This is a genomic window from Salmonella sp. SAL04202, assembly GCF_046550775.1.
GTDB lineage: Bacteria > Pseudomonadota > Gammaproteobacteria > Enterobacterales > Enterobacteriaceae > Salmonella > Salmonella enterica.
The window spans coordinates 121,110-146,366 of the sequence record NZ_JBGDXK010000005.1; the positions used below are offsets into that span (position 1 = coordinate 121,110).

The 25,257-nt window shown below is 53.2% G+C and carries 20 protein-coding genes; 7 read left to right on the forward strand and 13 right to left on the reverse strand.

The genetic code is table 11. The features are described 5' to 3' along the window. Nucleotides 1-78: 78 nt before the first annotated feature. From ACLJQJ_RS18650 to ACLJQJ_RS18665, 4 genes are all read right to left on the reverse strand, one after another. The gene (locus tag ACLJQJ_RS18650; RefSeq protein ID WP_001214750.1) at nt 79-1,203 is read right to left on the reverse strand and encodes an ABC transporter permease; all 1,125 of its coding nucleotides are present in this window, start codon (nt 1,201-1,203) and stop codon (nt 79-81) included. Beyond that, complete coding sequence (gene rbbA, locus ACLJQJ_RS18655) at nt 1,203-3,944, reverse strand: ribosome-associated ATPase/putative transporter RbbA (protein WP_063808780.1); 2,742 nt, start codon at nt 3,942-3,944, stop codon at nt 1,203-1,205. The genes ACLJQJ_RS18650 and rbbA overlap by 1 nt, the downstream gene beginning before the upstream one ends. Next, on the reverse strand, nt 3,941-5,008 hold the full coding sequence (locus ACLJQJ_RS18660) for an HlyD family secretion protein (RefSeq protein ID WP_000359836.1): 1,068 nt from the start codon (nt 5,006-5,008) through the stop codon (nt 3,941-3,943). Before ACLJQJ_RS18660 ends, rbbA begins: the two co-directional genes overlap by 4 nt. Before the next feature lie 305 nt (nt 5,009-5,313). Beyond that, complete coding sequence (locus tag ACLJQJ_RS18665) at nt 5,314-6,510, reverse strand: NAD(P)/FAD-dependent oxidoreductase (protein ID WP_001627041.1); 1,197 nt, start codon at nt 6,508-6,510, stop codon at nt 5,314-5,316. Nucleotides 6,511-6,740: 230 nt separating this feature from the next. Here ACLJQJ_RS18665 and pitA point away from each other — a divergent pair, with 230 nt between their 5' ends. Then, nucleotides 6,741-8,237 carry an inorganic phosphate transporter PitA gene (gene pitA / locus ACLJQJ_RS18670; RefSeq protein WP_000902764.1) on the forward strand — a complete coding sequence of 499 codons (1,497 nt, stop codon included), beginning with the start codon at nt 6,741-6,743 and terminating at the stop codon, nt 8,235-8,237. A 140-nt stretch (nt 8,238-8,377) separates the two neighbouring features. On the opposite strand, the gene uspB is transcribed toward pitA, so the two are convergent. Further along, nucleotides 8,378-8,713 (reverse strand): universal stress protein UspB, encoded by a 336-nt coding sequence (gene uspB / locus ACLJQJ_RS18675; RefSeq protein ID WP_000626193.1) that lies wholly within the window; start codon nt 8,711-8,713, stop codon nt 8,378-8,380. Nucleotides 8,714-9,100: 387 nt separating this feature from the next. Here uspB and uspA point away from each other — a divergent pair, with 387 nt between their 5' ends. Beyond that, nucleotides 9,101-9,535 (forward strand): universal stress protein UspA, encoded by a 435-nt coding sequence (gene uspA, locus ACLJQJ_RS18680; protein ID WP_000323565.1) that lies wholly within the window; start codon nt 9,101-9,103, stop codon nt 9,533-9,535. Nucleotides 9,536-9,859: 324 nt separating this feature from the next. Next, entirely contained in the window at nt 9,860-11,332 is a 1,473-nt protein-coding gene (gene dtpB / locus ACLJQJ_RS18685; RefSeq protein WP_001098274.1) for a dipeptide/tripeptide permease DtpB, read from the forward strand. A gap of 91 nt (nt 11,333-11,423) precedes the next feature. Here dtpB and rsmJ read toward each other — a convergent pair whose 3' ends face one another. From rsmJ to ACLJQJ_RS18700, 3 genes are all read right to left on the reverse strand, one after another. Then, the gene (gene rsmJ, locus ACLJQJ_RS18690) at nt 11,424-12,182 is read right to left on the reverse strand and encodes a 16S rRNA (guanine(1516)-N(2))-methyltransferase RsmJ (protein WP_023202869.1); all 759 of its coding nucleotides are present in this window, start codon (nt 12,180-12,182) and stop codon (nt 11,424-11,426) included. Nucleotides 12,183-12,188: 6 nt separating this feature from the next. Further along, a complete protein-coding gene (gene prlC / locus ACLJQJ_RS18695) occupies nt 12,189-14,231 on the reverse strand; it encodes an oligopeptidase A (protein ID WP_000184178.1) in 2,043 nt (680 codons plus the stop codon). Nucleotides 14,232-14,393: 162 nt separating this feature from the next. Beyond that, on the reverse strand, nt 14,394-15,047 hold the full coding sequence (locus tag ACLJQJ_RS18700) for a hypothetical protein (RefSeq protein WP_000469190.1): 654 nt from the start codon (nt 15,045-15,047) through the stop codon (nt 14,394-14,396). A 277-nt stretch (nt 15,048-15,324) separates the two neighbouring features. Here ACLJQJ_RS18700 and ACLJQJ_RS18705 point away from each other — a divergent pair, with 277 nt between their 5' ends. The 3 genes from ACLJQJ_RS18705 to gorA all read left to right on the forward strand — a co-directional run bounded on the left by ACLJQJ_RS18705 (nt 15,325) and on the right by gorA (nt 17,970). Then, entirely contained in the window at nt 15,325-15,609 is a 285-nt protein-coding gene (locus ACLJQJ_RS18705) for a hypothetical protein (protein WP_223229630.1), read from the forward strand. Nucleotides 15,610-15,670: 61 nt separating this feature from the next. Further along, nucleotides 15,671-16,513, forward strand: a complete 843-nt coding sequence (locus ACLJQJ_RS18710; protein WP_063808779.1) for a 23S rRNA (adenine(2030)-N(6))-methyltransferase RlmJ — start codon at nt 15,671-15,673, stop codon at nt 16,511-16,513. 104 nt (nt 16,514-16,617) lie between these two features. After that, a complete protein-coding gene (gorA, locus tag ACLJQJ_RS18715) occupies nt 16,618-17,970 on the forward strand; it encodes a glutathione-disulfide reductase (protein ID WP_000160769.1) in 1,353 nt (450 codons plus the stop codon). A gap of 46 nt (nt 17,971-18,016) precedes the next feature. Here gorA and fraE read toward each other — a convergent pair whose 3' ends face one another. The 5 genes from fraE to ACLJQJ_RS18740 all read right to left on the reverse strand — a co-directional run bounded on the left by fraE (nt 18,017) and on the right by ACLJQJ_RS18740 (nt 23,273). After that, nucleotides 18,017-19,060: a fructose-asparagine asparaginase gene (gene fraE / locus ACLJQJ_RS18720; RefSeq protein WP_000702755.1), complete on the reverse strand. Its 1,044-nt coding sequence runs from the start codon at nt 19,058-19,060 to the stop codon at nt 18,017-18,019. Between the two features lie 58 nt (nt 19,061-19,118). Further along, on the reverse strand, nt 19,119-20,438 hold the full coding sequence (locus ACLJQJ_RS18725) for an anaerobic C4-dicarboxylate transporter family protein (RefSeq protein ID WP_000498935.1): 1,320 nt from the start codon (nt 20,436-20,438) through the stop codon (nt 19,119-19,121). 53 nt (nt 20,439-20,491) lie between these two features. Further along, nucleotides 20,492-21,337 (reverse strand): fructose-aspartate kinase, encoded by an 846-nt coding sequence (fraD, locus tag ACLJQJ_RS18730; RefSeq protein WP_063808778.1) that lies wholly within the window; start codon nt 21,335-21,337, stop codon nt 20,492-20,494. Between the two features lie 63 nt (nt 21,338-21,400). After that, nucleotides 21,401-22,378: a 6-phosphofructose-aspartate deglycase gene (fraB, locus tag ACLJQJ_RS18735; protein WP_077905336.1), complete on the reverse strand. Its 978-nt coding sequence runs from the start codon at nt 22,376-22,378 to the stop codon at nt 21,401-21,403. 175 nt (nt 22,379-22,553) lie between these two features. After that, nucleotides 22,554-23,273, reverse strand: coding sequence for a GntR family transcriptional regulator (locus ACLJQJ_RS18740; protein WP_000572565.1), 720 nt, complete (start codon nt 23,271-23,273; stop codon nt 22,554-22,556). 326 nt (nt 23,274-23,599) lie between these two features. Here ACLJQJ_RS18740 and ACLJQJ_RS18745 point away from each other — a divergent pair, with 326 nt between their 5' ends. Then, nucleotides 23,600-25,249 (forward strand): alpha,alpha-trehalase, encoded by a 1,650-nt coding sequence (locus ACLJQJ_RS18745; RefSeq protein WP_000934254.1) that lies wholly within the window; start codon nt 23,600-23,602, stop codon nt 25,247-25,249. Nucleotides 25,250-25,257: the final 8 nt, after the last annotated feature.

Below are 25,257 nucleotides of genomic sequence, written 5' to 3' on the forward strand. Positions count from 1 at the left end.
CTTCGCTTGCCCGGCCTACGCTCGCACGTCTGTCGTTTGTAGGCCGGATGAGGCGCAGCCGCCATCCGGCAATAATGTTTACGCCATTGTGCCAATCGTTTTTCTGAAGCGTAACAGCGCTATCAGGAAGAACACGCCGCCTATCGCCAACAGGGTCAGGAACTGCGGCCAGACGATACTCAAACCTGCGCCGCGATAAAGAATAGCCTGGGCAAGACTGACAAAATGCGTCGTCGGCATGGTCAGCATAATATCCTGCACCGCCTGCGGCATACTTTCACGCGGCGTGGAACCGCCGGAAAGCATTTGTAGCGGCAACAGTACCAGAATCATTAATAACCCCAGTTGCGGCATCGAACGGGCGATGGTGCCCATAAAAATCCCAATTGAAGTGGTGGCGAACAGGCTCAGCGCCACGCCCAACATAAACAATGGGATCGATCCTTCAATCGGTACGCCAAGTACGCCTTTCACCATCAGCATCAAAGACAAACCGGAAACCACCAGCACAACCAGCCCCATCGACCACACTTTTGCCATCATGATCTCAAAGGGCGTGACCGGCATCACCAACAGATGCTCTACCGTGCCGTGTTCTCGCTCGCGGATCAGCGCCGATCCGGTCAGCACTATCGCCAGCATGGTAATGTTGTTGATAATCGCCATCACGCCGCCAAACCACGCCGGGTCGAGATTCGGGTTAAAGCGCATCCGGATTTCCAGCGACACCGGCTGAACGTTATCTCCCCGCGCGCGCGCCACAAAGCTGTTGACCTCGCCGCTAATAATATTCTGGATATAACTGTTGCCGGTAAACGCCTGACTCATGCGCGTCGCATCGACGTTAACCTGAATATCAGGCTGACGTCCGGCCAGCACATCACGCTGGAAATTCGGCGGAATATTGACCGCAAAGGTATAGCGTCCGGCATCCAATCCGGCATCCATTTCCGTTGCCGTAATCATCTCCGGCGGCAGAAACCACGGGCGGTAAAAACTATTCACAATACGGTTCGACAACTGAGACTGATCCATATCGGCGATGGCGATAGGGGCAAGATGCAACGAACCGGGCAGGACGGTAGCGGAGGAGTAAACCGAAATCGTAAAGGCGAAGACGATCAGCGCCAGCATCGCTTTGTCGCCCAGCAGACTGCGCAGTTCTTTAACGCCGAGGTTATAAATATTACGTAATCCGCGCATTACCCCTCCTGTTTTTTCAGCAGCAGAATGCTCAGACCCATCACCACCGGGACGGCAATCAGTAACGGCATAAATAACGGCCAGAGATCGGACAGATCCAACGCTTTGGAAAACGTCCCGCGCGCGATCGTCAGAAAATGGCTGGTCGGGTAGATCTCGCCGATCCATCTTCCCGGTCCTTCCAGCGAAGCCACCGGATCGATCATGCCGGAAAATTGTGTTGCCGGAATGAGGGTAATAATCGACGTCCCAAAAATAGCGGCGATTTGGCTCTTCATAAACGTGGAGATCAGCAGCCCCAGACCGGTGGCGATGATGACGTAAAGCAGCGCCGCGAGGGTAAGCGTGAGAAAGCTGCCTTTCAGCGGCACGCCGAATACAAAGACCGACAGCGCGCACAGTAGCAAGAAGTTCAGCATACCCAGCGCGATATACGGCAGTTGTTTACCCAGCAAAAATTCGCTGCGCGTCGTCGGCGTTACGTACAGATTAATCATCGACCCCAGCTCTTTCTCCCGCACCACGCTCAGGGCGCTAAGCATTGACGGGATCATCATGAGCAGCAGCGGAATGACCGCCGGAACGATAGCGGGCAGACTTTTCACATCCGGGTTATAGCGATAGCGCGTTTCAATGTTGAGCAGCCCGGTCTGTTTAACCGGGTTCGGCTGACGACTTGCCGCCTCCTGCAGCCAGCTTTGGTGCATCGCCTGAACGTACCCCTTCACCGTCTCGGCGCGGCTGGGCATGGCGCCATCCACCCAGACGCCAATCTGCGCTGGCTTACCGCGAGCAATATCGCGACCAAAATTAGGCGGGATCTCAATGGCAACCGCCAACTCTCCCGAACGCATCCGCCGGTCAAGCTCGTCATAGCTGGCGAGCGGCGGCTGTTCGATAAAATAGCGCGATCCCGCCAGATTGAGCGACCATGCCTGGCTGCTGACGGTTTGATCGCGGTCGAGTACGGCAAAACGCAGGTTCTCCACGTCCATACTGATGCCATAGCCCATAATCAGCATCAGAATTACCGTTCCCAGCAGCGCCAGCGTCGAGCGTACCGGATCGCGGCGTAGCTCCAGCGCTTCGCGGCGACTGTAGCTGAACAAACGCCGGAAGCTCAATCCCTGCCGCGACGGTTTACCTGACGCGGCGGGCGTCTGGGATGGCGGTATTGGGGTTTCAGGCGCCGCTCCCGCAGCTTCCTGTAGCCAGGAAATAAACGCCGCTTCCAGATTGGCCGCGCCCCGCTGTTGCACCAATTCCTGCGGCGTACCGCTGGCGAGCACTTTACCGGCGTGCATCAATGACATTCGGTCGCAACGTTCCGCTTCGTTCATAAAATGGGTCGAGATAAAAATCGTCACCTTATCCTGACGCGAAAGATCGACCATAAGCTGCCAGAACATATCCCTGGCGACCGGATCAACGCCGGACGTTGGCTCATCAAGAATCAGCATTTCCGGGCGATGGATCACCGCTACCGCCAGCGATAAACGCTGGCGGATACCGAGCGGCAACGAAGCGGGGAGCGTATCTTCCACCTCCGTTAGCATAAAGCGTTCGATCATCTGCGCGACGCGCGCCGGGATCTCCGCTGGCGGAATATGAAACAGGCGGGCATGAAGTTCCAGATTCTGCCGCACGGTGAGTTCGTTATAGAGCGAAAAAGCCTGCGACATATACCCGACCCGGCGACGGGTATCGATGTCGTTCGGGTCTACCGGCTGGCCAAATAGCCAGGCCTGGCCTTCGCTGGCGGGAAGCAGACCGGTCAGCATTTTCATGGTGGTCGATTTGCCGCAACCGTTTGAACCGAGGAAGCCAAAAATCTCGCCGCGCGGAATGCGGAAATTAACATGGTCAACCGCGACGAACTTACCGAAGCGCATGGTCAGATCTTTCGCCTCAATGGCAATCTCTTCCTGCTCAGCGTGATACGGCGGGATCACCACTGGCTTATGAGCCTGGCGCTGCGCTTCTGGCAACAGGGCGATAAACGCCTGTTCCAGCGTCGCGCTATGGGTTTTTGCCCGCAGTTGCTGCGCGCTGCCGGTTGCCAGTATCTCGCCCGCATTCATCGCCACCAGCCAGTCAAAACGCTCCGCCTCTTCCATATAGGCCGTTGCGACCAACACGCTCATATTGGTCTGGCGCTGGCGGATACTGTCGATTAAGTCCCAGAACTGAGCGCGGGAGAGCGGGTCCACGCCGGTGGTAGGCTCATCAAGAATCAGCAATTCCGGGTCATGAATCAGCGCACAGCACAGCCCCAGCTTTTGTTTCATCCCACCGGACAGCTTCCCGGCAGGACGGTCACGAAACGGCGCCAGGCCGGTGCTGTTCAGCAGCTCGGTAATACGCGCTTCGCGTTCAGCTTTGTCATGACCAAAGAGACGAGCGAAAAAATCGACGTTCTCATAAACCGATAACGTGTGATAAAGGTTTTTCCCCAGCCCCTGCGGCATCCAGGCGATGCGCGGACAGACGTCGCGGCGATGTTTCGCATCGCGCATATCGCCGCCCAGGACGATAACGTTCCCTTGCTCAATCACCCGCGCGCCAGAAATCAGCGACAGCAGGCTCGACTTACCCACCCCGTCCGGACCAATCAGCCCGACCATACTACGGGCGGGAATGTCCAGCGTGATATTGTTCAGCGCGACCGTTTTTCCGTAATGCTGGCTCACCCCCTCAAGCTGCGCCACGGGAGGAACAGGCACCAGCGTCAGCGACGTCATTGCGACAGCCTCACGCTTAGAGCGTCAGGCCAGGGCACGCGCTCATCCAGACGAACCCAGGCCATTCCCGGCAAACCGGTTTTGACATATTCCAGATGCTGTCGCAGTAGCTCTGGCGGAATACGCGCTTTGACGCGGAACATCAGCTTTAACCGTTCATCGTGGGTTTCCACGGTTTTGGGCGTGAACTGCGCCACGCTGGCGACAAAACTGATCGTCGCCGGAATACGCAGATCCGGCGCGGCGTCCAGCACCAGTCGCGCTTCGCCGCCGATCTTCAACAACCCCGCCTGTTCGGTCGGCAGGAAAAATGTCATATAAACATCGCTGAGATCGACCATGTTCAACACCCGGCCGCCAGCCGATAACACTTCGCCCGGCTCCGCAACGCGGTACTGCACGCGTCCATCGCGCGGCGCTTTTAATTCGCTGTCGTCGATGTCGGCGACAATACGCCGCTCGGTCGCCTGCGCCGCTTCCACGCGCGTTTGCGCCTGGATAATACTGGTACGCGCCGCTTCAATCGCCGCTTTTGCCGCAGATACCTGCGCTTTGGCGGTCTCCAGGGCGGCGCGCGCGCTTTCCGCCGCCGCGCGATCGTCATCTAACTGTTGTACAGATACCGCGCCACGCTGCGACAGCGAACGGGAACGCACGTGACGTTTAGAGACGGAGTCCAGCTCAGCTTCCCGCTGTTTGACGACCGACTGCGCGGCGCGCATTTCACTCTGGCGTTGCTCCAGCAAGGCGCGGGCGGCGGCAACCGCGCTTTCGGCCTCTTTAATCTGCGCAATCGCCTCCAGCCGCTGCTCCTGCAGCACGCGGGTATCCATTTTCGCCAGCACCTCGCCCTGACGAACGAACTGCCCTTCCGAAACGAGGATGGTATCAATACGCCCGGCAATCTTAGTGGCAATATCCACTTCGGTGGCTTCAATTCTGCCGTTGCTGGCGGCAAAACCCTCCGGTATTCCCGCAGGGCGCAGCATCCACCAGGCTATCGCGGCCACCGCCACAAGAATCCCCGCTCCCCACCACACCAGATGACGCTTCATTTTGTCCATAATCGACCCGCCGTAATCCCTGTTGTCTAACCATGCGTGTCACAAAATCCGCCGGGCGTGCGCTCAGCGGGGGTTTCCATTCGGGATAAGAAGGAAAAAAGAAAAGGGGCCAGACGACGAACAGACGCCGATGAAGCGCTCGCCGTCAAAGGGAGTGAATGATGTAGGTACCCGGAAAAGAGGGAGTAATGTTGTCATCATCAGCGTTCCTGGCCGTAAATGAAACACGCATACTCATAACTGCTATAAATCGATACTAACACCTCTGTCCGGGATGTCTATTCGCTTATTGTTTGTAATGGTACTTAGCGTTTTGCCGCCAAATCCTGCGCGCAGGCCCAGGCACTCGACCACGCCCACTGGAAGTTATAGCCGCCCAACCAGCCGGTGACGTCCATCACTTCGCCGATAAAATAGAGACCCGGCACGCGGCGCGCTTCCATAGTCCGCGATGATAGTTCGTTTGTATCCACGCCGCCCAGCGTTACTTCCGCTGTCCGATAGCCTTCGGTGCCGTTAGGCTGCACTTGCCAGGCCGTAAGCGTGTCAACCAACGCCTGCTGATCACGAACGTTCAACTGTCTGAGCGATACATCCGGGATGTGCCCCAACTGTTGTAAACACTCCACCAACCGTTTCGGCAGATGCATCGCCAGCGTGTTCTTCAGACTCTGGTTCGGGTGCGCGTTACGCTGTTCATTGAGAACATCTTCCAGCGAGAGGTCCGGCAATAAGTTAATGCTCACTAACTCCCCCGGTTGCCAGTAGCTGGAAATCTGTAAAACGGCGGGGCCGGACAGCCCACGATGGGTAAAAAGTAGGTTTTCCCGAAATACCGTGCCATTGCGGGCGGTAATTACGCAGGGCACAGAGACGCCAGACAGCGTCTGGAGCTGTTCTAACAGCGGCTTATGCAGCGTAAAGGGCACCAACCCGGCGCGCGTCGGCAACACCTTGAGACCAAACTGTTCGGCGATTTTATAGCCAAACGGCGATGCGCCAAGCCCCGGCATCGACAGGCCGCCGCTGGCAATCACCAACTTTTGCGTAGTCACCGTCTCGCCGTTCAACGCCAGTATGAAACCCGACTCATCACGCTCGACGCTCAGTACCTCGCTACGTAGGCGCATCGTTACGCCGCCTTTGTCGCACTCGGCAACCAGCATATCGACAATGCGTTGGGCGGAATCATCGCAAAAAAGCTGTCCCAGCGTTTTCTCATGCCAGGCTATCCCATACCTGCCGACCAGATCGATAAAGTCCCACTGGGTATAGCGGGCTAATGCTGATTTGCAAAAATGGGGGTTCTGGCTCAAATACGCAGCAGGCTCAACATAAAGATTAGTAAAGTTGCAGCGTCCACCACCGGACATGAGGATTTTACGTCCTGGCTTCTTGCCATTATCGATGAGCAGCACGCGGCTACCCGCCTGTCCTGCCTGCGCGGCGCAAAACATGCCCGCTGCGCCAGCGCCTATAATAACGGCATCAAACCTTTCCACGTCGCCTTCCTCTCTCAAATTCGGACGGGAATTGTAAAGTTTCCTCAGTGGTCGCACCAGCGCGAAAAGCGCCTGAAAATGGTATTTATCTGAAATATATAAGATAATTCTTTAGTGATATCAAACAAAGCACGAAGTACATCAAAAAAAGTCTATATTTCACTTTGCCCGCGCCGCCAAAGTCACTGATAATGCGCCGCGTTCATGTCCTCAAAATGGCGTAACGTCCTATGCTACATTTGTTTGCTGGCCTGGATTTACATACCGGGCTTTTATTATTGCTTGCTCTGGCTTTTGTGCTGTTCTACGAAGCGATTAACGGCTTCCATGACACAGCCAATGCAGTCGCAACCGTGATTTACACCCGTGCGATGCGTTCGCAGCTGGCGGTTGTCATGGCGGCGGTGTTTAACTTTTTTGGCGTTTTGCTGGGGGGTCTCAGCGTGGCGTATGCCATTGTGCATATGCTACCGACGGATCTCCTGCTCAACATGGGTTCCGCGCACGGCCTCGCTATGGTCTTTTCCATGTTGCTGGCGGCGATTATCTGGAACCTCGGCACCTGGTATTTCGGGTTGCCGGCGTCCAGTTCCCACACGCTGATTGGCGCCATTATCGGCATCGGTTTAACCAATGCGATGATGACCGGCACGTCAGTGGTGGATGCGCTTAACATCCCGAAAGTTATCAATATTTTCGGTTCACTCATTATCTCCCCTATTGTCGGTCTGGTATTCGCCGGCGGTCTGATTTTCTTGCTGCGCCGCTACTGGAGCGGTACTAAGAAACGCGCCCGTATCCACCTGACGCCAGCCGAACGTGAAAAGAAAGACGGCAAGAAAAAGCCGCCATTCTGGACGCGTATCGCGCTGATCCTCTCAGCTATCGGCGTGGCGTTTTCGCATGGCGCGAACGATGGTCAGAAAGGCATTGGCCTGGTCATGCTGGTGCTGATTGGCGTCGCGCCTGCGGGTTTCGTGGTCAATATGAATGCCTCCAGCTACGAAATCACCCGTACGCGCGATGCTATCAACAATGTCGAAACGTACTTTGAGCAGCGTCCTGACCTGCTGAAAGCCGTCACCGGCGTTGACCAACTGATTCCCTCTCCGGAACCGGGCGCGACTGAACCGACTGAATTCCACTGCCATCCGGCTAACACCATTAACGCGCTTAACCGTGCGAAAGGGATGCTGGCAAACGTGGAAAGCTACGACAAGTTAAGCGTTGAACAGCGTAGTCAGTTGCGTCGCATTATGCTGTGCATTTCCGACACGACCGATAAAGTCGTGAAATTGCCTGGCGTAAGCAGCGATGACCAGCGCCTGCTGAAAAAGCTGAAGACCGATATGTTAAGCACCATTGAGTATGCGCCGGTGTGGATCATTATGGCAGTGGCGTTGGCGCTGGGTATTGGTACGATGATCGGCTGGCGTCGCGTGGCGACCACTATCGGCGAGAAAATTGGTAAAAAAGGCATGACGTATGCGCAGGGAATGTCGGCGCAGATGACGGCGGCAGTCTCTATCGGTCTTGCCAGCTACACCGGTATGCCAGTTTCTACCACCCACGTACTCTCCTCTTCAGTGGCGGGAACCATGGTCGTTGATGGCGGCGGGTTGCAGCGTAAAACCGTGACCAGCATTCTGATGGCCTGGGTATTTACGTTACCGGCGGCGATTATTCTTTCCGGCGTGCTGTACTGGCTTTCCCTGAAGATTATTTAAGCCAAATGGGCCGGATAGCGCTGTCGCTAATCCGGCCTGTCAGGATGAAACGACACAGGCCTGACAGGCCGCTGCAAGCGGCGTCATCCGGGAGGCTTATCTAACACGAGCGGGTCAGGAAACTGGCCCGCTTTTTTCATTCAGTGCCAAATCATGAGCGCAATCAAGCTCACCACCACCAAACCGCATAACGCGCTGGTCAGCAGAAACTGGCGGCGCACGCGTTCACAACGGCGAATAAATTCTTCATCATGATGATCGCGATAGCGCTGAGCGTAGATATACCATACCAGGCGCACCTGTTTGTTGGGCTGACCATGCGTGGTAAAGAAGCCGCCGCCATCGACATATTGATAGAGCAAAGGATCGCAACCACGAAGTACCACTAACAGTGCGCGTAGCGATGAGAAATAGCGCGCCATATTAACAATGCAAACGACACATAAAGCCCAGAATAGTGAGACGGTGCTTATCATATCTCCTCCCCGGCGACCCGCCCACGGAGTTCCTCTCCGGGACTACCGCTCCCCGATACCCTGCCAGACAATCAGTGAAAGAGTACTACGAAAGCCGTCCATATTAGCGCTCCGCATTCGAACGGCTCTTATACACATTGTAGGAGATCAGTTAATTTTTTTACCAGAAGGTTAATCACTATCAATGCAATTCCCTAGAAATTTTGTTTAACTAACTGGCAAGCAAGGCAGATTGACGGATTATCCTGGTCGCTATAATGTAAGGATAGTTATGGTAAACGGCTGAGCTAGCCCCGCGCATAGAGTTCGCAGGACGCGGGTGACGCGGCGGCATAAGAAACGCCAGTAGCTCAATGGTCATCGACAACTTATGGAAGGAGTAACACTATGGCTTATAAACACATTCTTATCGCAGTTGATCTCTCCCCGGAAAGTAAAGTTCTGGTTGAAAAAGCGGTCTCTATGGCGCGCCCCTACAACGCGAAAATCTCCCTCATCCACGTTGATGTGAATTATTCAGACCTGTACACCGGTCTGATTGACGTCAATCTGGGCGATATGCAGAAACGTATCTCCGAAGAAACCCACCACGCGCTGACCGAGCTGTCTACCAACGCTGGCTACCCTATCACTGAAACCCTGAGCGGTAGCGGCGATTTGGGCCAGGTGCTGGTTGACGCCATCAAGAAATACGATATGGATCTGGTCGTTTGCGGTCATCACCAGGACTTCTGGAGCAAACTGATGTCTTCTGCGCGCCAGCTGATCAACACCGTTCACGTTGACATGCTGATTGTTCCGCTGCGCGACGAAGAAGAGTAATACTTGCCGTGCCGGCTGGCGGCTAAGACCGCATCTGGTCTATAGTCAATCAGGTTGGCCTGAGCCATCAGGCAAATTCCGGCTATCAACAACAACGCCCGCTTATGTGGGCGTTTTGTTTATCCCCCCTTCTTCGCAGTACTCAGTACATCATTCCATCACACCAAACATAATTAGTGTGATCCACTAATTAGTTTGCGTATCATTTGTATAATAACCTATTGATCAGGCTAATAACCGCAGTCTATATCAGGGTAAGTCTTTTCGGCGCGTTTTGATATACGCGCTCATACGTTTCGGGATGGCATTAAAAGGCGAAGGAATATGAATACAACTGCACCTACGGGCTTGCTGCAGCAACCTCGTCCATTCTTCATGATCTTTTTTGTAGAATTATGGGAACGATTTGGCTATTACGGCGTCCAGGGCATCCTGGCGGTCTTTTTCGTTAAACAATTGGGTTTTTCTCAGGAACAGGCCTTTATTACCTTTGGCGCTTTTGCGGCGCTGGTTTATGGCCTGATCTCCATCGGCGGCTATGTTGGCGACCATCTGTTAGGGACTAAACGCACCCTGGTCCTGGGCGCGATTGTGCTGGCGATTGGCTATTTTATGACCGGTATGTCGCTATTAAATCCCGATCTGATTTTTATCGCACTGGGTACGATTGCCGTGGGCAACGGGTTATTTAAAGCCAATCCCGCCAGCCTGCTCTCTAAATGCTATCAGCCTAAAGATCCCCGGCTGGATGGCGCTTTCACCCTGTTTTATATGTCGATTAACATCGGTTCTTTGTTATCGCTATCGCTGGCGCCGGTGATTGCCGATAAATTTGGCTATGCGGTGACCTATAATCTGTGCGGCGCTGGTTTAATTGTTGCGCTTCTGGTGTACTTCGCCTGCCGTGGCATGGTGAAAAATATCGGTTCTGAACCGGATCATAAACCGCTACGTTTTCGTAATTTGCTGCTGGTACTACTCGGCACCGTCGTCATGATTTTCCTCTGCGCCTGGCTGATGCACAACGTTAAGATTGCCAATCTGGTGCTCATCGTCCTTTCTATCGTCGTCACTATTTTCTTCTTTCGCGAAGCGTTTCGTCTGGATAAAACCGGCCGCAATAAAATGTTCGTGGCGTTTATTCTGATGATTGAAGCCGTGCTGTTTTACATTCTGTATGCGCAGATGCCTACCTCGCTGAACTTCTTTGCGATTAATAACGTGCATCATGAAATTCTTGGATTCGCCATTAACCCGGTGAGTTTTCAGGCGCTGAACCCATTCTGGGTGGTCGTCGCCAGTCCGGTACTGGCAGCGATTTACACCCGACTGGGTAGTAAAGGCAAAGATCTGACTATGCCGATGAAGTTTACGCTCGGTATGTTCCTCTGCGCACTGGGTTTTCTGACCGCCGCCGCCGCCGGGATGTGGTTTGCCGATGCGCAAGGATTGACGTCGCCGTGGTTTATCGTGCTGGTGTATCTGTTCCAGAGTCTGGGCGAGCTGCTGATTAGCGCGCTGGGGCTGGCAATGGTCGCCGCTCTGGTGCCGCAGCATCTGATGGGTTTTATTCTGGGAATGTGGTTCCTGACCCAGGCCGCCGCCTTCCTGCTCGGCGGTTATGTGGCGACCTTCACTGCCGTACCGGAAAACATCACCGATCCGTTGCAGACGCTGCCAATTTATACCGGCGTCTTTAGCAAAATTGGTCTGGTAACGCTGGCGGTCACCGTGGTGATGGCCATTATGGTGCCGTGGTTAAACCGAATGATTAATACGCCAGATACCGAACAGTAATACTCAGTGCCGGATGCGGCTTACGCCTTATCCGGCCTACAAATAATTGAGAATCGTAGGCCCGATAAGCGCAACACCATCGGGCAATCCGTTACTCCGTCAGAGGGGTTCCGGCATAAATATCAAACCGATGCCCTTTGGTAACGATGGCGTTGGGCGTCGCGACATCCGCCAGCGGCGGCGCATAATCGGGACGTTTGACCACCACGCGTTTGGTCGCCAACTGACGCGCCGGTTCCAGCAGTCCGTCGGCGTCGAGATCCGGCCCCACCAACGACTGAAATACCCGCATCTCTTTCTTTACCAGCGCGCTTTTCTGCCGGTGAGGAAACATCGGATCGAGGTAGACCACCTGCGGGCGCGGCGTGATATCAGTCAACGCCGTCAGGCTGGAAGCATGAATCAACTGCAAACGCTCCTGAAGCCAGCCGCCAATGTCCGCATCGGCGTAGCCGCGCGTCAGACCGTCATCGAGCAACGCGGCGACCACCGGATTACGCTCCAGCATCCGCACGCGGCAACCGACGGACGCCAGTACAAACGCATCGCGCCCCAGTCCGGCCGTGGCATCAACCACATCCGGCAGATAATCGCCTTTGATACCAACGGCTTTCGCCACCGCTTCGCCGCGCCCGCCGCCGAACTTACGTCGATGGGCCATCGCGCCGCCGACAAAATCGACGAAAATGCCGCCGAGCTTCGGTTCGTCGCGCTTGCGCAGCTCCAGATGTTGCGGCGTCATCACCAGCGCCATTAGATTGTCTTCGTCATGCTCCAGTCCCCAGCGGGCAGCCAGAACAGATAAGGCGCCGTCTGTGGCGCCCGTTTCATCCATTAAGCAGATTTGCACGTAAAATCAGCCTTTAATCCCGTAATGCTCCAGCATCGCGTCCAGTTGTGGTTCACGGCCACGGAAGCGTTTAAAGAGTTCCATCGGCTCTTCAGAACCACCGCGAGTCAGGATGTTATCAAGGAACGACTGACCGGTCTCACGGTTGAAAATGCCTTCCTCCTCAAAGCGGGAATACGCATCCGCCGCCAGTACGTCGGCCCACAGATAGCTGTAGTAGCCTGCCGCATAGCCGCCAGCAAAGATATGGCTGAACGCATGTGGGAAACGGCCCCATGTCGGTGACGGCACCACGGCGACCTGTTTTTTGATTTCAAAGAGCGTCTCAAGAATTTTCGCTCCTTGCTGCGGGTTAAATTCCGCATGCAGACGGAAATCAAACAGACCGAACTCCAGTTGACGCAGAATAAACAGCGCCGCCTGATAGTTTTTCGCCGCCAGCATTTTATCCAGCAGCTCCTTCGGCAACGGTTCGCCGGTTTCATAGTGGCCGGAGATAAACGCCAGCGCTTCCGGCTCCCAGCACCAGTTTTCCATAAACTGGCTTGGCAGTTCGACCGCGTCCCACGGCACCCCGCTGATGCCGGAGACCCCGGCGGTCTCAATGCGGGTCAGCATATGATGCAGGCCATGACCAAACTCGTGGAACAGGGTGATCACTTCGTCATGGGTAAACAGAGCGGGTTTACCGTTCACCGGACGGTTGAAATTACAGGTCAGATAAGCGACCGGCTTTTGCAATGTGCCGTCCGCTTTACGCATCTGGCCGACACAGTCGTCCATCCACGCCCCGCCGCGTTTGTGTTCGCGCGCGTACAGGTCAAGGTAGAAGCTGCCGCGCAGCTCGTTATTTTCGTCATACAGTTCAAAGAAACGCACTTCCGGGTGCCAGACATCAACGTCAGTACGCTCTTTGGCGGTGATGCCGTAAATACGTTTCACCACTTCAAACAGGCCGTTCACGGCTTTGTTTTCCGGGAAGTACGGACGTAGCTGCTCATCGCTGATGCTGTACAGGTGCTGTTTTTGCTTTTCACTGTAGTACGCGATATCCCACGGTTGCAGCTCCTCAACGCCAAATTCGGCTTTGGCGAAGGCGCGCAGCTGGGCCAGCTCTTTTTCCCCCTGCGGACGGGCGCGTTTCGCCAGATCGGTTAAGAAATCGAGCACCTGCTGCGGATTTTCCGCCATCTTGGTGGCCAGCGATTCATGGGCATAATTTTCGAAGCCCAGCAGTTGCGCCAGTTCATGGCGCAGCGCAAGAATTTCTTCCATCACCGGGCTGTTATCCCACTTACCGGCGTTCGGCCCCTGGTCGGAGGCGCGAGTGGAATAGGCGCGATACATCTCTTCACGCAACGCCTGGTTGTCGCAGTAGGTCATCACTGGCAGATAGCTCGGGATATCCAGAGTCAGCAGGTAACCTTCCTGCTCTTTGGCTTCCGCCTGGGCTTTAGCGGCGGCGAGCGCGCTTTCCGGCATTCCCGCCAGCTCGGCTTCGTCGGTGATGAGCTTCGTCCAGCCCATGGTGGCATCGAGCACATTATTGCTGTACTGGTTGCCCAGCTCAGACAGGCGAGTGGCGATTTCGCCGTAACGCTGCTGTTTCTCTTTCGGCAGACCGATGCCGGACAGTTCAAAATCACGCAGCGCGTTATCAACCGCTTTCTTCTGCGCGGTATTCAGAGTGGCGTAATGATCGCCGTCGCGCAGGTCGCGGTACGCATTGTACAGTCCTTCATGTTGCCCAACCCAGGTGCTGTATTCAGACAGCAGCGGCAGCGTCTGTTCGTAGGCTTCACGCAGCTCCGGACTATTTTTCACCGAGTTTAAGTGGCTAATTGGCGAGAAAATACGCCCCAGAACATCGTCGGCTTCCGCCAACGGCTGGCAGAGGTTCTCCCAGCTATACGGCGCGCCATGCGCCACAACGCCTTCTACCGCCGCCCGGCAATCGGCCAACGCTTTGGTGACCGCAGGCACCACATGCTCCGGTTTAATTGCAGAAAAAGGCGGCAGTGAAAAAGACGTTAGTAATGGATTGGTCATATGCGCAGTCCTGGTCTAAAAAAGAAATGAAGCGCTCTATCGCGCTTTCGCTATGGATCTAGAATGGGGGATAGTTGGGGGAATTTCAATGATGGTGGGCGCTCATTTCACCCGTGCAGCAATGCCAGCATCCGAACGTAGGCATTGCTGCTGAATCCAATTTTAACGACTGAAGATCAGTAGCTGTAGCGGCATAGTGACAATATCCAGCGCCAAAGTTACCGGCAGCAACACTCTGCCAAATTTTGCCCCGGACATACTGCGCTGATACTGATAGAACTCAACGGTGAAAGGATGGTAAAACGCTAGCTGCTGAGTAACGCTCTGATCTTTATTTTTCTGATGGATAGTCCCTTTCAGGTCCATGACGGATAGCGTGCAATTTACCGCGCCGTCTGCACAAATAAACCCATAGCCTACCGCCGCCAGTTTATCTTTCTCGTCCACCCAGGCGTAAGTCACATTGACTTCACCCGTAAACTCCTTCTTATCTGTATCAATCAGGAATTTAACACCATCCTTTACTCGCATTTTATCCCGGCGAATAGTCGCATCTTTTAACAGCGCGACCACATTATCGCCGCCCTGGGTCAACAGGTAGTCAAAATGTTCGCCAACAAACACCCAGCCCGTTTTCCCGTTGCTATCTTTACCTAAGGAAAGCGCGGTAACGGTATCCGATTTCCAGGTAGACTGATGACGATTGCCATCTTTATCGGTGGCAAGTATCAGCCCAAATGAAAGACAGCCCGACAGCGAACAGCAAACCAGTAATAAAAACAGCGTGCGAACGACACATTTTCCATAATGGAACATCAATGAATCCTTTCTTTTCTATTATTAGCGCTATCGTTTTAATCAAATAAACAAGGTAAAACCAGCACTATCATCATAATAAAAACGATTTCAGAATAAGACCCGACAGGGGTAAGTCGGTGGACGCGTCGCGGCATGATTAGCGTTAAATTCAGATAGGCTTTTCATGGGTGTTTTTCTGAAAACAGGGCCGTGACATCAATCGCTGTCATTTTTGCGCAAACTGCCCATGTATAATATTCTCAACTTTTTCGTTTCTGGAATACAAGGATTGTATATGACCACGTTATTACAGGTTATTGTACTGATATTTATTGTTTTCTTTATTTTCCCTGGGCGAAAAATTTTCCGTCGGAGTAAGCATCTGCAAGATGGCCGTAAATTAATTTCATCTTCTTCGCTGATGCTGCGAAAATTTGGCAGTTCTCGCGGCTATAACGCGGATTACTACTTTGACATGCAGTACCTCTATGAAGTCTTCGTTGACGTTATTTACGCTCTGACGCCACAGCCTACTTGTTTTTCCTCCTGGCCAACGGCGATAAAAGCGCAAGAGCGGTAATCTCTACGGATCTGCGGTAAACTATCGGCTAACTTGTTTACTTCCCGGAATATCTGCATCCATGCTCAGTTATCGTCACAGCTTTCACGCTGGCAACCACGCCGACGTCCTTAAACATACCGTTCAGAGCCTGATCATCGAGTCGCTAAAAGAGAAAGAAAAACCGTTTCTCTATCTGGACACGCACGCGGGCGCGGGGCGTTATCAGTTGGGCAGCGAACATGCTGAACGTACCGGAGAGTATCTGGAAGGCATCGCCCATATCTGGCAGCAGGACGACCTGCCCGCCGAACTGGAACCGTATATTAGCGTCGTAAAACATTTCAACCGCAGCGGGCAGTTACGCTACTATCCGGGCTCCCCGTTAATCGCCCGCCAGTTGCTGCGTGAGCAGGACAGTCTGCAACTCACGGAATTGCATCCCAGCGACTTCCCACTGTTGCGCGCGGAGTTTCAAAAAGACAACCGCGCCCGCGTGGAACGCGCTGACGGCTATCAGCAACTGAAAGCCAAATTGCCGCCGGTTTCCCGCCGCGGTCTGATCCTCATTGACCCGCCTTATGAAATGAAAACCGACTACCAGGCGGTAGTCAGCGGCATCAGCGAGGGTTATAAACGTTTCGCCACCGGTACATACGCGCTATGGTATCCGGTGGTGCTCCGCCAGCAAATTAAGCGCATGATTCATGATCTGGAGGCCACCGGCATCCGTAAAATCCTGCAAATTGAGCTGGCGATCCGCCCGGACAGCGATCAGCGCGGGATGACGGCGTCCGGTATGATCGTGGTTAACCCGCCGTGGAAACTGGAGCAGCAGATGAACAACGTGCTACCGTGGCTGCACAGCAGGTTGGCGCCAAACGGTCACGGACACACTTCGGTAAGCTGGATCGTGCCGGAGTAATCACAGCCATCGGTGGAACCTTTCACCTTCAGGTATACAATCGCGAATATTTTGGCGGGTAGCGCAGAATCTATCCGTCCGACAACGAACATAAAGGAGCGGTCATGACCAAACACTATGATTACATCGCTATCGGCGGCGGCAGCGGCGGTATCGCCTCGATTAACCGCGCCGCTATGTACGGCCAGAAATGCGCGCTCATCGAAGCCAAAGAGCTGGGCGGCACCTGTGTTAACGTGGGCTGCGTGCCGAAGAAAGTGATGTGGCATGCCGCGCAGATTCGTGAAGCGATTCATCTGTATGGCCCGGACTACGGTTTTGACGCCACGATTAATCAGTTCGACTGGAGCAAGCTGATTGCCAGCCGTACCGCGTATATTGACCGCATCCATACTTCATACGACAACGTGCTGGGCAAAAATAACGTGGATGTGATTAAAGGCTTTGCCCGCTTTGTCGATGCCAAAACCATTGAAGTGAACGGCGAAACCATCACCGCCGACCATATTTTGATCGCTACCGGCGGCCGTCCGAGCCATCCGAGCATTCCAGGCGTGGAATACGGCATTGATTCCGACGGTTTCTTTGCGCTATCTGCCTTGCCGGAACGCGTCGCGGTGGTAGGCGCAGGTTATATCGCTGTTGAACTGGCTGGCGTTATCAACGCGCTGGGGGCGAAAACGCATCTGTTTGTCCGGAAACATGCGCCGCTGCGCAGTTTTGACCCGATGATTAGCGAAACGCTGGTTGAGGTGATGAACGCCGAAGGCCCGCAACTGCATACTCACGCCGTGCCGAAAGCGGTGGTAAAAAACGCCGACGGCAGTCTGACTCTGGAACTGGAAGATGGCCGCAGTGAAACCGTTGATTGCCTGATCTGGGCCATTGGTCGCGAACCGTCGACCGACAATATTAATCTGGCGGCAGCGGGCGTGAAAACCAATGAAAAAGGTTACATCATCGTTGATAAATGGCAGAACACGAACGTAGAAGGCATTTACGCCGTTGGCGATAACACCGGCGCAGTGGAGTTAACGCCAGTCGCCGTCGCCGCCGGTCGCCGTCTCTCCGAACGCCTGTTTAACAACAAGCCGGACGAGCATCTGGACTACAGCAACATCCCGACCGTGGTCTTTAGCCATCCGCCTATCGGCACCGTCGGGTTAAGCGAGCCGCAGGCGCGCGAGCAGTACGGCGATGAGCAGGTAAAAGTCTATAAATCATCGTTTACCGCTATGTATACCGCGGTAACGACACACCGCCAGCCGTGCCGTATGAAGCTGGTCTGCGTCGGGCCGGAAGAAAAAATTGTGGGTATCCACGGTATCGGCTTCGGCATGGATGAAATGTTGCAGGGCTTCGCGGTAGCGCTGAAGATGGGCGCTACCAAGAAAGACTTCGATAATACCGTCGCTATTCACCCGACCGCATCGGAAGAGTTTGTGACCATGCGTTAATATCTTGTGCGCCCATCTTCAAGGGTGGGCGCACAAGCCTGCATGATTAATACGTACTGAAATAACTCTGGATCAGTTCCGGATTACGCGTCTGAGTTAATGCCGTCATCAGCAAGACTCGCGCCTTCGCCGGGTTGAGCGAGTCAGACACCAGCCCTGGCTGCCCTTTATCCAACGGTACTACGCCGTTTCCGGTGCGGGAAGCACGCACCACGATAATCCCGGCCTTCTCCGCTTTTTTAATCCCCGCGTCGCTGCGTACCGAGACTGAACCTGCGCCGGTTCCGGCATAAATAATACCGTCCGCGTGATGGGCGATCGCCGCATCATACATATATTCCGGGTCGTCCTGATAGCCGTAAATAATCACCACATTGGGTAATTTTTTGATATTACGTACGTCAAAAACAGATCGCAGGGTATGAATTTTTTCCACCCGCGTTTCGAACTGTGGCTGACCATTAACGATGACCCCCAGATAGCCCTCTTCCGGCGCTTTAAAGGTATCCAGAGTCGTGGCATTAGTTTTCGTCACAAAGCGCGCCGAACCAATACGATCGTTTAAAACCACCATCACACCGCGTCCCTTCGCATTCGGGTCAGCAGCCACCGTGACCGCTTCCAGCAGGTTCATTGCGCCATCGGCGCTGATTGCCGACGCGGGCCGCATTGCAGCGGTAAACACCACCGGTTTGTCGCTTTTCACGGTCAAATTAAGAAAGTAGGCGGTTTCATCGAGCGTGTCAGTGCCATGAGTAATAACCACACCGTCAACATCGTCCCGCGCCAATAACGCATTCACCTTCTGTGAAAGTTTCAGGATGATATCGCTGGTCATATTTTCGCTACCAATATTCGCCACCTGCTCGCCGTCAACGCGAGCGATATTATTCATTTCCGGCACGGCATTTATTAATGTTTGCACGCCAAGTTCACCGGATTTATATCCGGCGGTTTGCGTATTATTGGCTGCCGTCCCGGCGATGGTACCGCCTGTCGCGAGAATAACAATATGCGGTAGTGACGTTGTGCTAAATACACAGTGGCTGATGAGCAGCAACACGGTGGCCATGAAAACTCTGATTTTCATTTTCTTCCTCTGAATTAAAAATAATAAGTGACGTGTGCTATAAAAAATTTAATAACAATCAGGCCAGAACCATTTTTCCTATTAACAGCCCGACAATGACCGAGACAATCACGTTAACTAATCCCGGACGCATAAAACTATGGTTAAGCACATATTTGCCGATACGCGTCGTACCGGTGTCGTCAAACGCCAGCGCCGCCAGACACTGTCCCGCCACCGGAATAAAGAAATAGCCGTTAACGGCAGGCCAGGAACCGATTAATGCATAAGCGGGCAACCCTAACGCCAGCCCCAGCGGCAACAGAATTAACGTCGTTGCCGCCTGGCTGCTGACCATAGCGGACACGAAAAACATCATAATGGCGATAAGCCAGGTATGCTGTTGCAATAGAGTTTGCACTTCTGCCTTAATCAACGCGATATGACCATTCACGAACGTCTCACTCATCCAGGCCAGGCCGAAGGCGCAGACAATCGCCAGCGCGCCCGCCCGAAATACCGTACCGCTGATAATTTGATCGACCTGCGGCCGGCATAACAACACAATCAGACAGGCAAAAGAGAGCATCGTAATCTGGATAGCGGCGGACATCGAAAGCGGTTGTAGCCCTTTCGCTGTTTCCACCATGGGCCGCAGCGCCGGAATCAGTCCTAACAGAACGATAACGATCGCGCTGGTCAGAAATAACGCCACCGACAATTTGGCGCGCGAAGTGACCACCGTATTTTTACTTTCTTTCTGCGCAGGTTTAATTAACCCTTCAGCAAGCCGACGTTGATATTCCGGATCGTCTTTTAACTCTTTTCCTTTATTAAAGGTCGCTATTGCCCCCATCGCTACGCCGATTAACGTGGCGGGCACGCAAATCATCATAATGGTTGAAATAGAGACGCCCAACGGCGCCATTAAACCAATCATCGCCGCCATGGCGGCAGATATAGGACTGGCGGTGATCGCCTGTTGCGATGCGATAACGGAAATAGATAAAGGACGTTCCGGTCGAATACCAGAATCCCGTGCGACTTCAGAAATAACCGGTAACAAGCTATAAACGACATGCCCCGTTCCTGACATAAAAGTGAAGATATAACAGATAAACGGCGCTAATAACGTAATGTAACGAGGGTGGCGACGCAGAATTTTTTCCGCCAGTTTGACCAGTAAATCCAGCCCGCCGGAGGCCTGTAAAGAAGCGGCCGCCAGGACAACAGAAAGAATAATCAGAATAACATCAATCGGTGGCGTAGAAGGCGTCAAGCCAAAAATAAAAACCATCACGCCGACGCCTAACCCGCCGACCATCCCTAAAAATACGCCGCCGATCCTGGCGCCTATCATCAGGGCCACAAGGATAAAACATAATTCCGTCCAAAACATACTTCCTCCTGGGTTATCTGGAGTGAGTGTCGCTTTACATTGAGGGACGTAACCTATTGTGCAAACGGTTTACCAAAACCAAATGCGCCGTAATGAGATAACACCTGCGCCGCCGATTTCCCGCCCTGCCGCATGGCGCGTAACACGCTTTCTTTATCGGGTTCCGCCATACCCGATTGCAAAATGGAAAGCAAAAAACCGGTTAAGAAGGCGTCGCCTGCGCCCAGCGTATCGACAGGTTCGATATAAGCAGGTTGCCACTCCAGATAATCCGCGCCGGAAAAATAATAAACTTTTTCATGCCCGCAGGTGGCAATAATATGCCGACAGCCATAACGATAAAGTTTATTGAGTTTTATTTTGATTTCATCTGGCGATAACCCGCTACAGGAGACAAATCCATAATCTACCCACGGGCATACCTTTTCAAAATAGTCGTCTGTACCGCGCCCGGAAAAATCAAAAGAGAGTAAGACGGTTTGTTGTTTAATTTTCTCCAGTTCCGATTCCAGGTGGCCGTTAATACTGGAATGGACTAAGGTAAATTGTGATATATAGCGAAGATCGTCGTCAGACAGACTAAAAGGATGTTCCCGCAATACGCCGTTTTTGTTGCTGGCGACAAATTGTCGATCGCCATGCGAGAGACGGATACAGGCATACCCATTTTCGCCGGTATAATGGCAGCTGTGAGAGATGTCTATCTGTAGCTGGTGTAATACATCCTGTACGTGCTGCGCGGCGTCGTCATTGCCAAACGCCCCCATAAACGCGCTGGGGATGTCTGCTAATTTCGCATAGACAGCAAAATTTAATGCATTACCGCCGGGGTACATGATGCCGGAATGCAGGTATTTATCGACAACGTTGTCGCCAATACCCAATACGCTGATGCTCATCATTATTCCTTGTTTGTCTTTACAATAAAAAGCGTCCCTGCTTTTTTATCCATCCTGATGTAATTAATATTCCACTTTCCACATATAGCGGCGCGTCGTTAACGGATGCTGACGCGCCTCAGCTAACGCCCGATTGTAAACGGGATAAACGTTATTAAAGAGAGAGTGGTTAAAGTAATCAATAACCGTGGTTTTAATGGTCGATAGCCCCAGCTCTTTCGCATCGACAACTTCAATCCGGCGGCCATATTTTTTCAGGAAGTTTAACGCGCGTTCATCCACCGCCCGCGTATTGCCCTCGGAAAACTGGAAGAAGAAAGGCGTATTCGCATCGGTAATTTCAAACGGCCCGTGGAAAAACTCACCGCTATGAATACAGGCGGAATGTATCCATTGCATTTCCATAAAGATGCAGATGCTCTGTAGGTAGGCTGCGCCATAGCCCGCGCCGCTGGCGACGGTATAAATGACTTTATCGTCTTTATATTCCTGCGCGAACGCCTGCGCGCGTTCCGCAACCTGCTCGCAAGCGCGCCAGACGATACGGTTGATTTTGCTGACGCCATCCTGAAAATCGTCGTAGTGCGCATACCCTTCCGTCTGCTGGAGCAGTTCGACCGCACTCAGCAGGCCTTTCATCGTTTTCTCTCCGGCAATATCTTTACCGTCGCCAAACGTGTACGTTTCCACATAGTCGCAATGCGCCACCAACGGTGAATCCATTACCCAGGTTAAACCAATGACCGGCGCGCCGTGCTGACGGGCGATTTCAGCCGCTTTAATTGTCTCTGGCGTATTACCTTTGTGGGAAGCGACAACCACAACGGCATTTTCTCCCAGCGCTACCGGCGGGTTGTTAATAAATTCTCCGCTGTTATACAGACCGACAGTCAACGCTTTCGCTTCTTTTTCTAAAAATGCTTTCGCCGGATAGAACGCCGCATAAGAACCGCCGCACGCCACGTAATAGACGTGTTTAACGCCCCCTTTCTCTGCCTGGCTGGTCACAATATTGCTAACTGTCTCTTTCATACCCATCATGCTTTCCTCTGGTTCCATCAATGATACAGGCGAGGATTCGCCATAAATGACTCATAATGTATTATTATTTTTATATGACATTTAAATACATTTGATCAAGATGGAAACCAAAAAAAATCGGGATCCGCGATCTGGATCCCGATTCAGCCTGCTCTTCGTTAGCGTAATGCTGACATCATACGGTAAACCGTATTTTATCGCCGACAATCAACTGTTGCGAAACGCAGGAGAGTTCTCCTTTGTTATCAATCATTTCACTTTTTATCAGGATCAGCGGATAACCCTCGTTGACGCCAAGATAATGGGCGACTTCAAAGCTGGCATAAACCAGTTCGATCATCTTACGGGAGTGGGTAAACCATAAGTGGTGTTTCTCGCGTAAGCATTCATACAAAGAGTGATTATTAAGATCTTCGTCCAGCAAAAACGCAAAACGTGGGGGAAGATGTACGGTTTCCAGCGATACCGCCACATCGTCGGCATAGCGGATACGTTCAATGACGACCGCTTTTTCGCCATCGTTCATATTCAGTAACGCTTTTGTCTCATCGTCTACCGATTCAAAAACGGATTTGATGGTGCGTGACCCCGGGCGACGTCCCTGGGACTGGCATAACTCGCTGAAACTCATGATGCCGGTCATGCTGCGCTGAAATTTCTCACCAGAGACAAAGGTGCCTTTGCCGGAGACACGGGTCAGCAAATTTTCACGCGTCAGCGCATCCAGCGCCTTACGGACCGTGACCCTGCTCACCTGCCAGCGCGCGCTCAGTTCATTTTCCGTCGGGATCTGCTGGCCTGGTTTATACTCTCCACGCGCAATGGCCTCTTTTAAGGCGGCTTCAAGCTGCTTATAAAGCGGTTTGGCGCTTTTACTGTCGGGTTGCTCGATCATTTGTATCCATTTGTATTATCATGGTGCCATAGCTTGTATTATAACTATTTACGTTACCTTTGCTTGTGAATCCACGCCATGCGGTGACGTAGTGATACCGCTATGAAACGAATGTTCTGATTTTAGGTCTGGGGAGGGCGTCATGAAAATAGGATTTTCGCAATACTATTCAGTAAGTTATGAAGTGTTTTTTCTTGAGAGGTAAATTGCAAAATGTGATCTACCGCACACTTTGCCACTCAGGTATCGAAGCGAATGTCTACGCTTAATAGACAGCCGGGCAACACCCGTATCTTTTACGACGCAAGCCGGAGGTCCTTGTCATTATGCTCAACCAGAAATTAAACCCCACGCCTTCTGAAGATCTGACTATTGATGTCGATCTGCTTTATGAAACAGACCCGTGCGAGTTAAAGCTGGATGAAATGATCGAGGCGGAACCGGAGCCGGAGATGATCGAGGGGCTTCCCGCCTCTGACGCCCTGACCCCTGCCGATCGGTATCTCGAACTGTTCGAGCATGTACAGTCAACAAAACTGTTTCCAGACAGTAAAACGTTCCCGGACTGCGCGCCGAAGATGGACCCGCTTGATATCCTGATCCGCTACCGTAAGGTCAGACGCCACCGTGATTTTGACTTACGCCGCTTCGTCGAGAACCATTTCTGGCTACCGGAAACCTTATCCAGCGAGTATGTCTCTAACCCCGAAAACTCGCTCAAAGAACATATTGACCAGCTTTGGCCGATACTGACGCGCGAACCGCAGGATCATATTCCGTGGTCTTCGCTGCTGGCGCTACCGCAATCCTATATCGTGCCGGGAGGCCGCTTTAGCGAAACCTATTATTGGGACTCTTATTTTACCATGCTGGGTCTGGCGGAAAGCGGGCGCGAAGATTTACTTAAATGTATGGCGGATAATTTCGCCTGGATGATTGAAAACTATGGCCATATTCCCAACGGCAACCGGACCTATTATCTGAGCCGCTCGCAGCCGCCGGTTTTCGCCCTGATGGTTGAACTGTTCGAAGAAGATGGCGTACGCGGCGCGCGGCGTTATCTCGACCATCTCAAAATGGAATACGCCTTCTGGATGGACGGCGCCGAATCGCTGGCGCTCAACCAGGCTTATCGCCACGTTGTGCGGATGCCGGACGGTTCCCTGCTGAACCGCTACTGGGACGATCGCGATACGCCGCGCGACGAGTCCTGGCTGGAAGATGTCGAAACCGCAAAACATTCCGGTCGTCCGCCCAATGAAGTCTACCGGGATTTGCGCGCCGGGGCGGCGTCCGGCTGGGACTATTCTTCACGCTGGCTACGCGATGCGGGCCGGCTTGCCAGCATACGTACGACCCAGTTTATCCCTATCGATTTGAACGCTTTTCTGTATAAACTGGAGAGCGCTATCGCCAATATTTCAGCGCTGAAAGGCGAACGTGACACCGAGGCGCTATTTCGCCAGAAAGCCAGCGATCGACGCGCCGCCGTGAACCATTATCTGTGGGATGATGAAAACGGCTGTTATCGGGACTATGACTGGCGACGCGAAGAAATGGCGCTCTTTTCCGCTGCCAGTATCGTGCCGCTGTATGTCGGTATGGCGAACCACGAGCAGGCCGACCGTCTGGCAAATGTGGTACGCAGCCGTCTGTTAACGCCCGGCGGGATTATGGCGACCGAATACGAAACCGGCGAACAGTGGGATAAACCGAACGGCTGGGCACCGCTGCAATGGATGGCGATTCAGGGCTTCAAACTGTATGGCGACGATATGCTGGGCGATGAAATCGCTCATAACTGGTTAAAAACGGTGAACCATTTTTATCAGGAGCACCATAAACTGATCGAGAAATACCATATTTCCGGCGGTACGCCCCGCGAAGGCGGCGGGGGCGAGTATCCGCTACAGGACGGGTTCGGCTGGACCAATGGCGTGGTGCGCCGCCTGATTGGCCTTTACGGAGAGCCTTAACCTGCTCC

Bases quoted from the DNA above. Each gene is read 5' to 3' on its own strand.
- ACLJQJ_RS18660 (WP_000359836.1), bottom strand. From the start codon at position 5,008: ATGGACAAAATGAAGCGTCATCTGGTGTGGTGGGGAGCGGGGATTCTT.
- ACLJQJ_RS18745 (WP_000934254.1), top strand. From the start codon at position 23,600: ATGCTCAACCAGAAATTAAACCCCACGCCTTCTGAAGATCTGACTATT.
- fraE (WP_000702755.1), bottom strand. From the start codon at position 19,060: ATGAAAATCAGAGTTTTCATGGCCACCGTGTTGCTGCTCATCAGCCAC.
- prlC (WP_000184178.1), bottom strand. From the start codon at position 14,231: ATGACCAATCCATTACTAACGTCTTTTTCACTGCCGCCTTTTTCTGCA.
- uspA (WP_000323565.1), top strand. From the start codon at position 9,101: ATGGCTTATAAACACATTCTTATCGCAGTTGATCTCTCCCCGGAAAGT.
- dtpB (WP_001098274.1), top strand. From the start codon at position 9,860: ATGAATACAACTGCACCTACGGGCTTGCTGCAGCAACCTCGTCCATTC.
- ACLJQJ_RS18740 (WP_000572565.1), bottom strand. From the start codon at position 23,273: ATGATCGAGCAACCCGACAGTAAAAGCGCCAAACCGCTTTATAAGCAG.
- rbbA (WP_063808780.1), bottom strand. From the start codon at position 3,944: ATGACGTCGCTGACGCTGGTGCCTGTTCCTCCCGTGGCGCAGCTTGAG.
- ACLJQJ_RS18700 (WP_000469190.1), bottom strand. From the start codon at position 15,047: ATGTTCCATTATGGAAAATGTGTCGTTCGCACGCTGTTTTTATTACTG.
- ACLJQJ_RS18705 (WP_223229630.1), top strand. From the start codon at position 15,325: ATGACCACGTTATTACAGGTTATTGTACTGATATTTATTGTTTTCTTT.
- ACLJQJ_RS18650 (WP_001214750.1), bottom strand. From the start codon at position 1,203: ATGCGCGGATTACGTAATATTTATAACCTCGGCGTTAAAGAACTGCGC.
- gorA (WP_000160769.1), top strand. From the start codon at position 16,618: ATGACCAAACACTATGATTACATCGCTATCGGCGGCGGCAGCGGCGGT.
- fraD (WP_063808778.1), bottom strand. From the start codon at position 21,337: ATGAGCATCAGCGTATTGGGTATTGGCGACAACGTTGTCGATAAATAC.
- uspB (WP_000626193.1), bottom strand. From the start codon at position 8,713: ATGATAAGCACCGTCTCACTATTCTGGGCTTTATGTGTCGTTTGCATT.
- pitA (WP_000902764.1), top strand. From the start codon at position 6,741: ATGCTACATTTGTTTGCTGGCCTGGATTTACATACCGGGCTTTTATTA.
- fraB (WP_077905336.1), bottom strand. From the start codon at position 22,378: ATGATGGGTATGAAAGAGACAGTTAGCAATATTGTGACCAGCCAGGCA.
- ACLJQJ_RS18710 (WP_063808779.1), top strand. From the start codon at position 15,671: ATGCTCAGTTATCGTCACAGCTTTCACGCTGGCAACCACGCCGACGTC.
- ACLJQJ_RS18725 (WP_000498935.1), bottom strand. From the start codon at position 20,438: ATGTTTTGGACGGAATTATGTTTTATCCTTGTGGCCCTGATGATAGGC.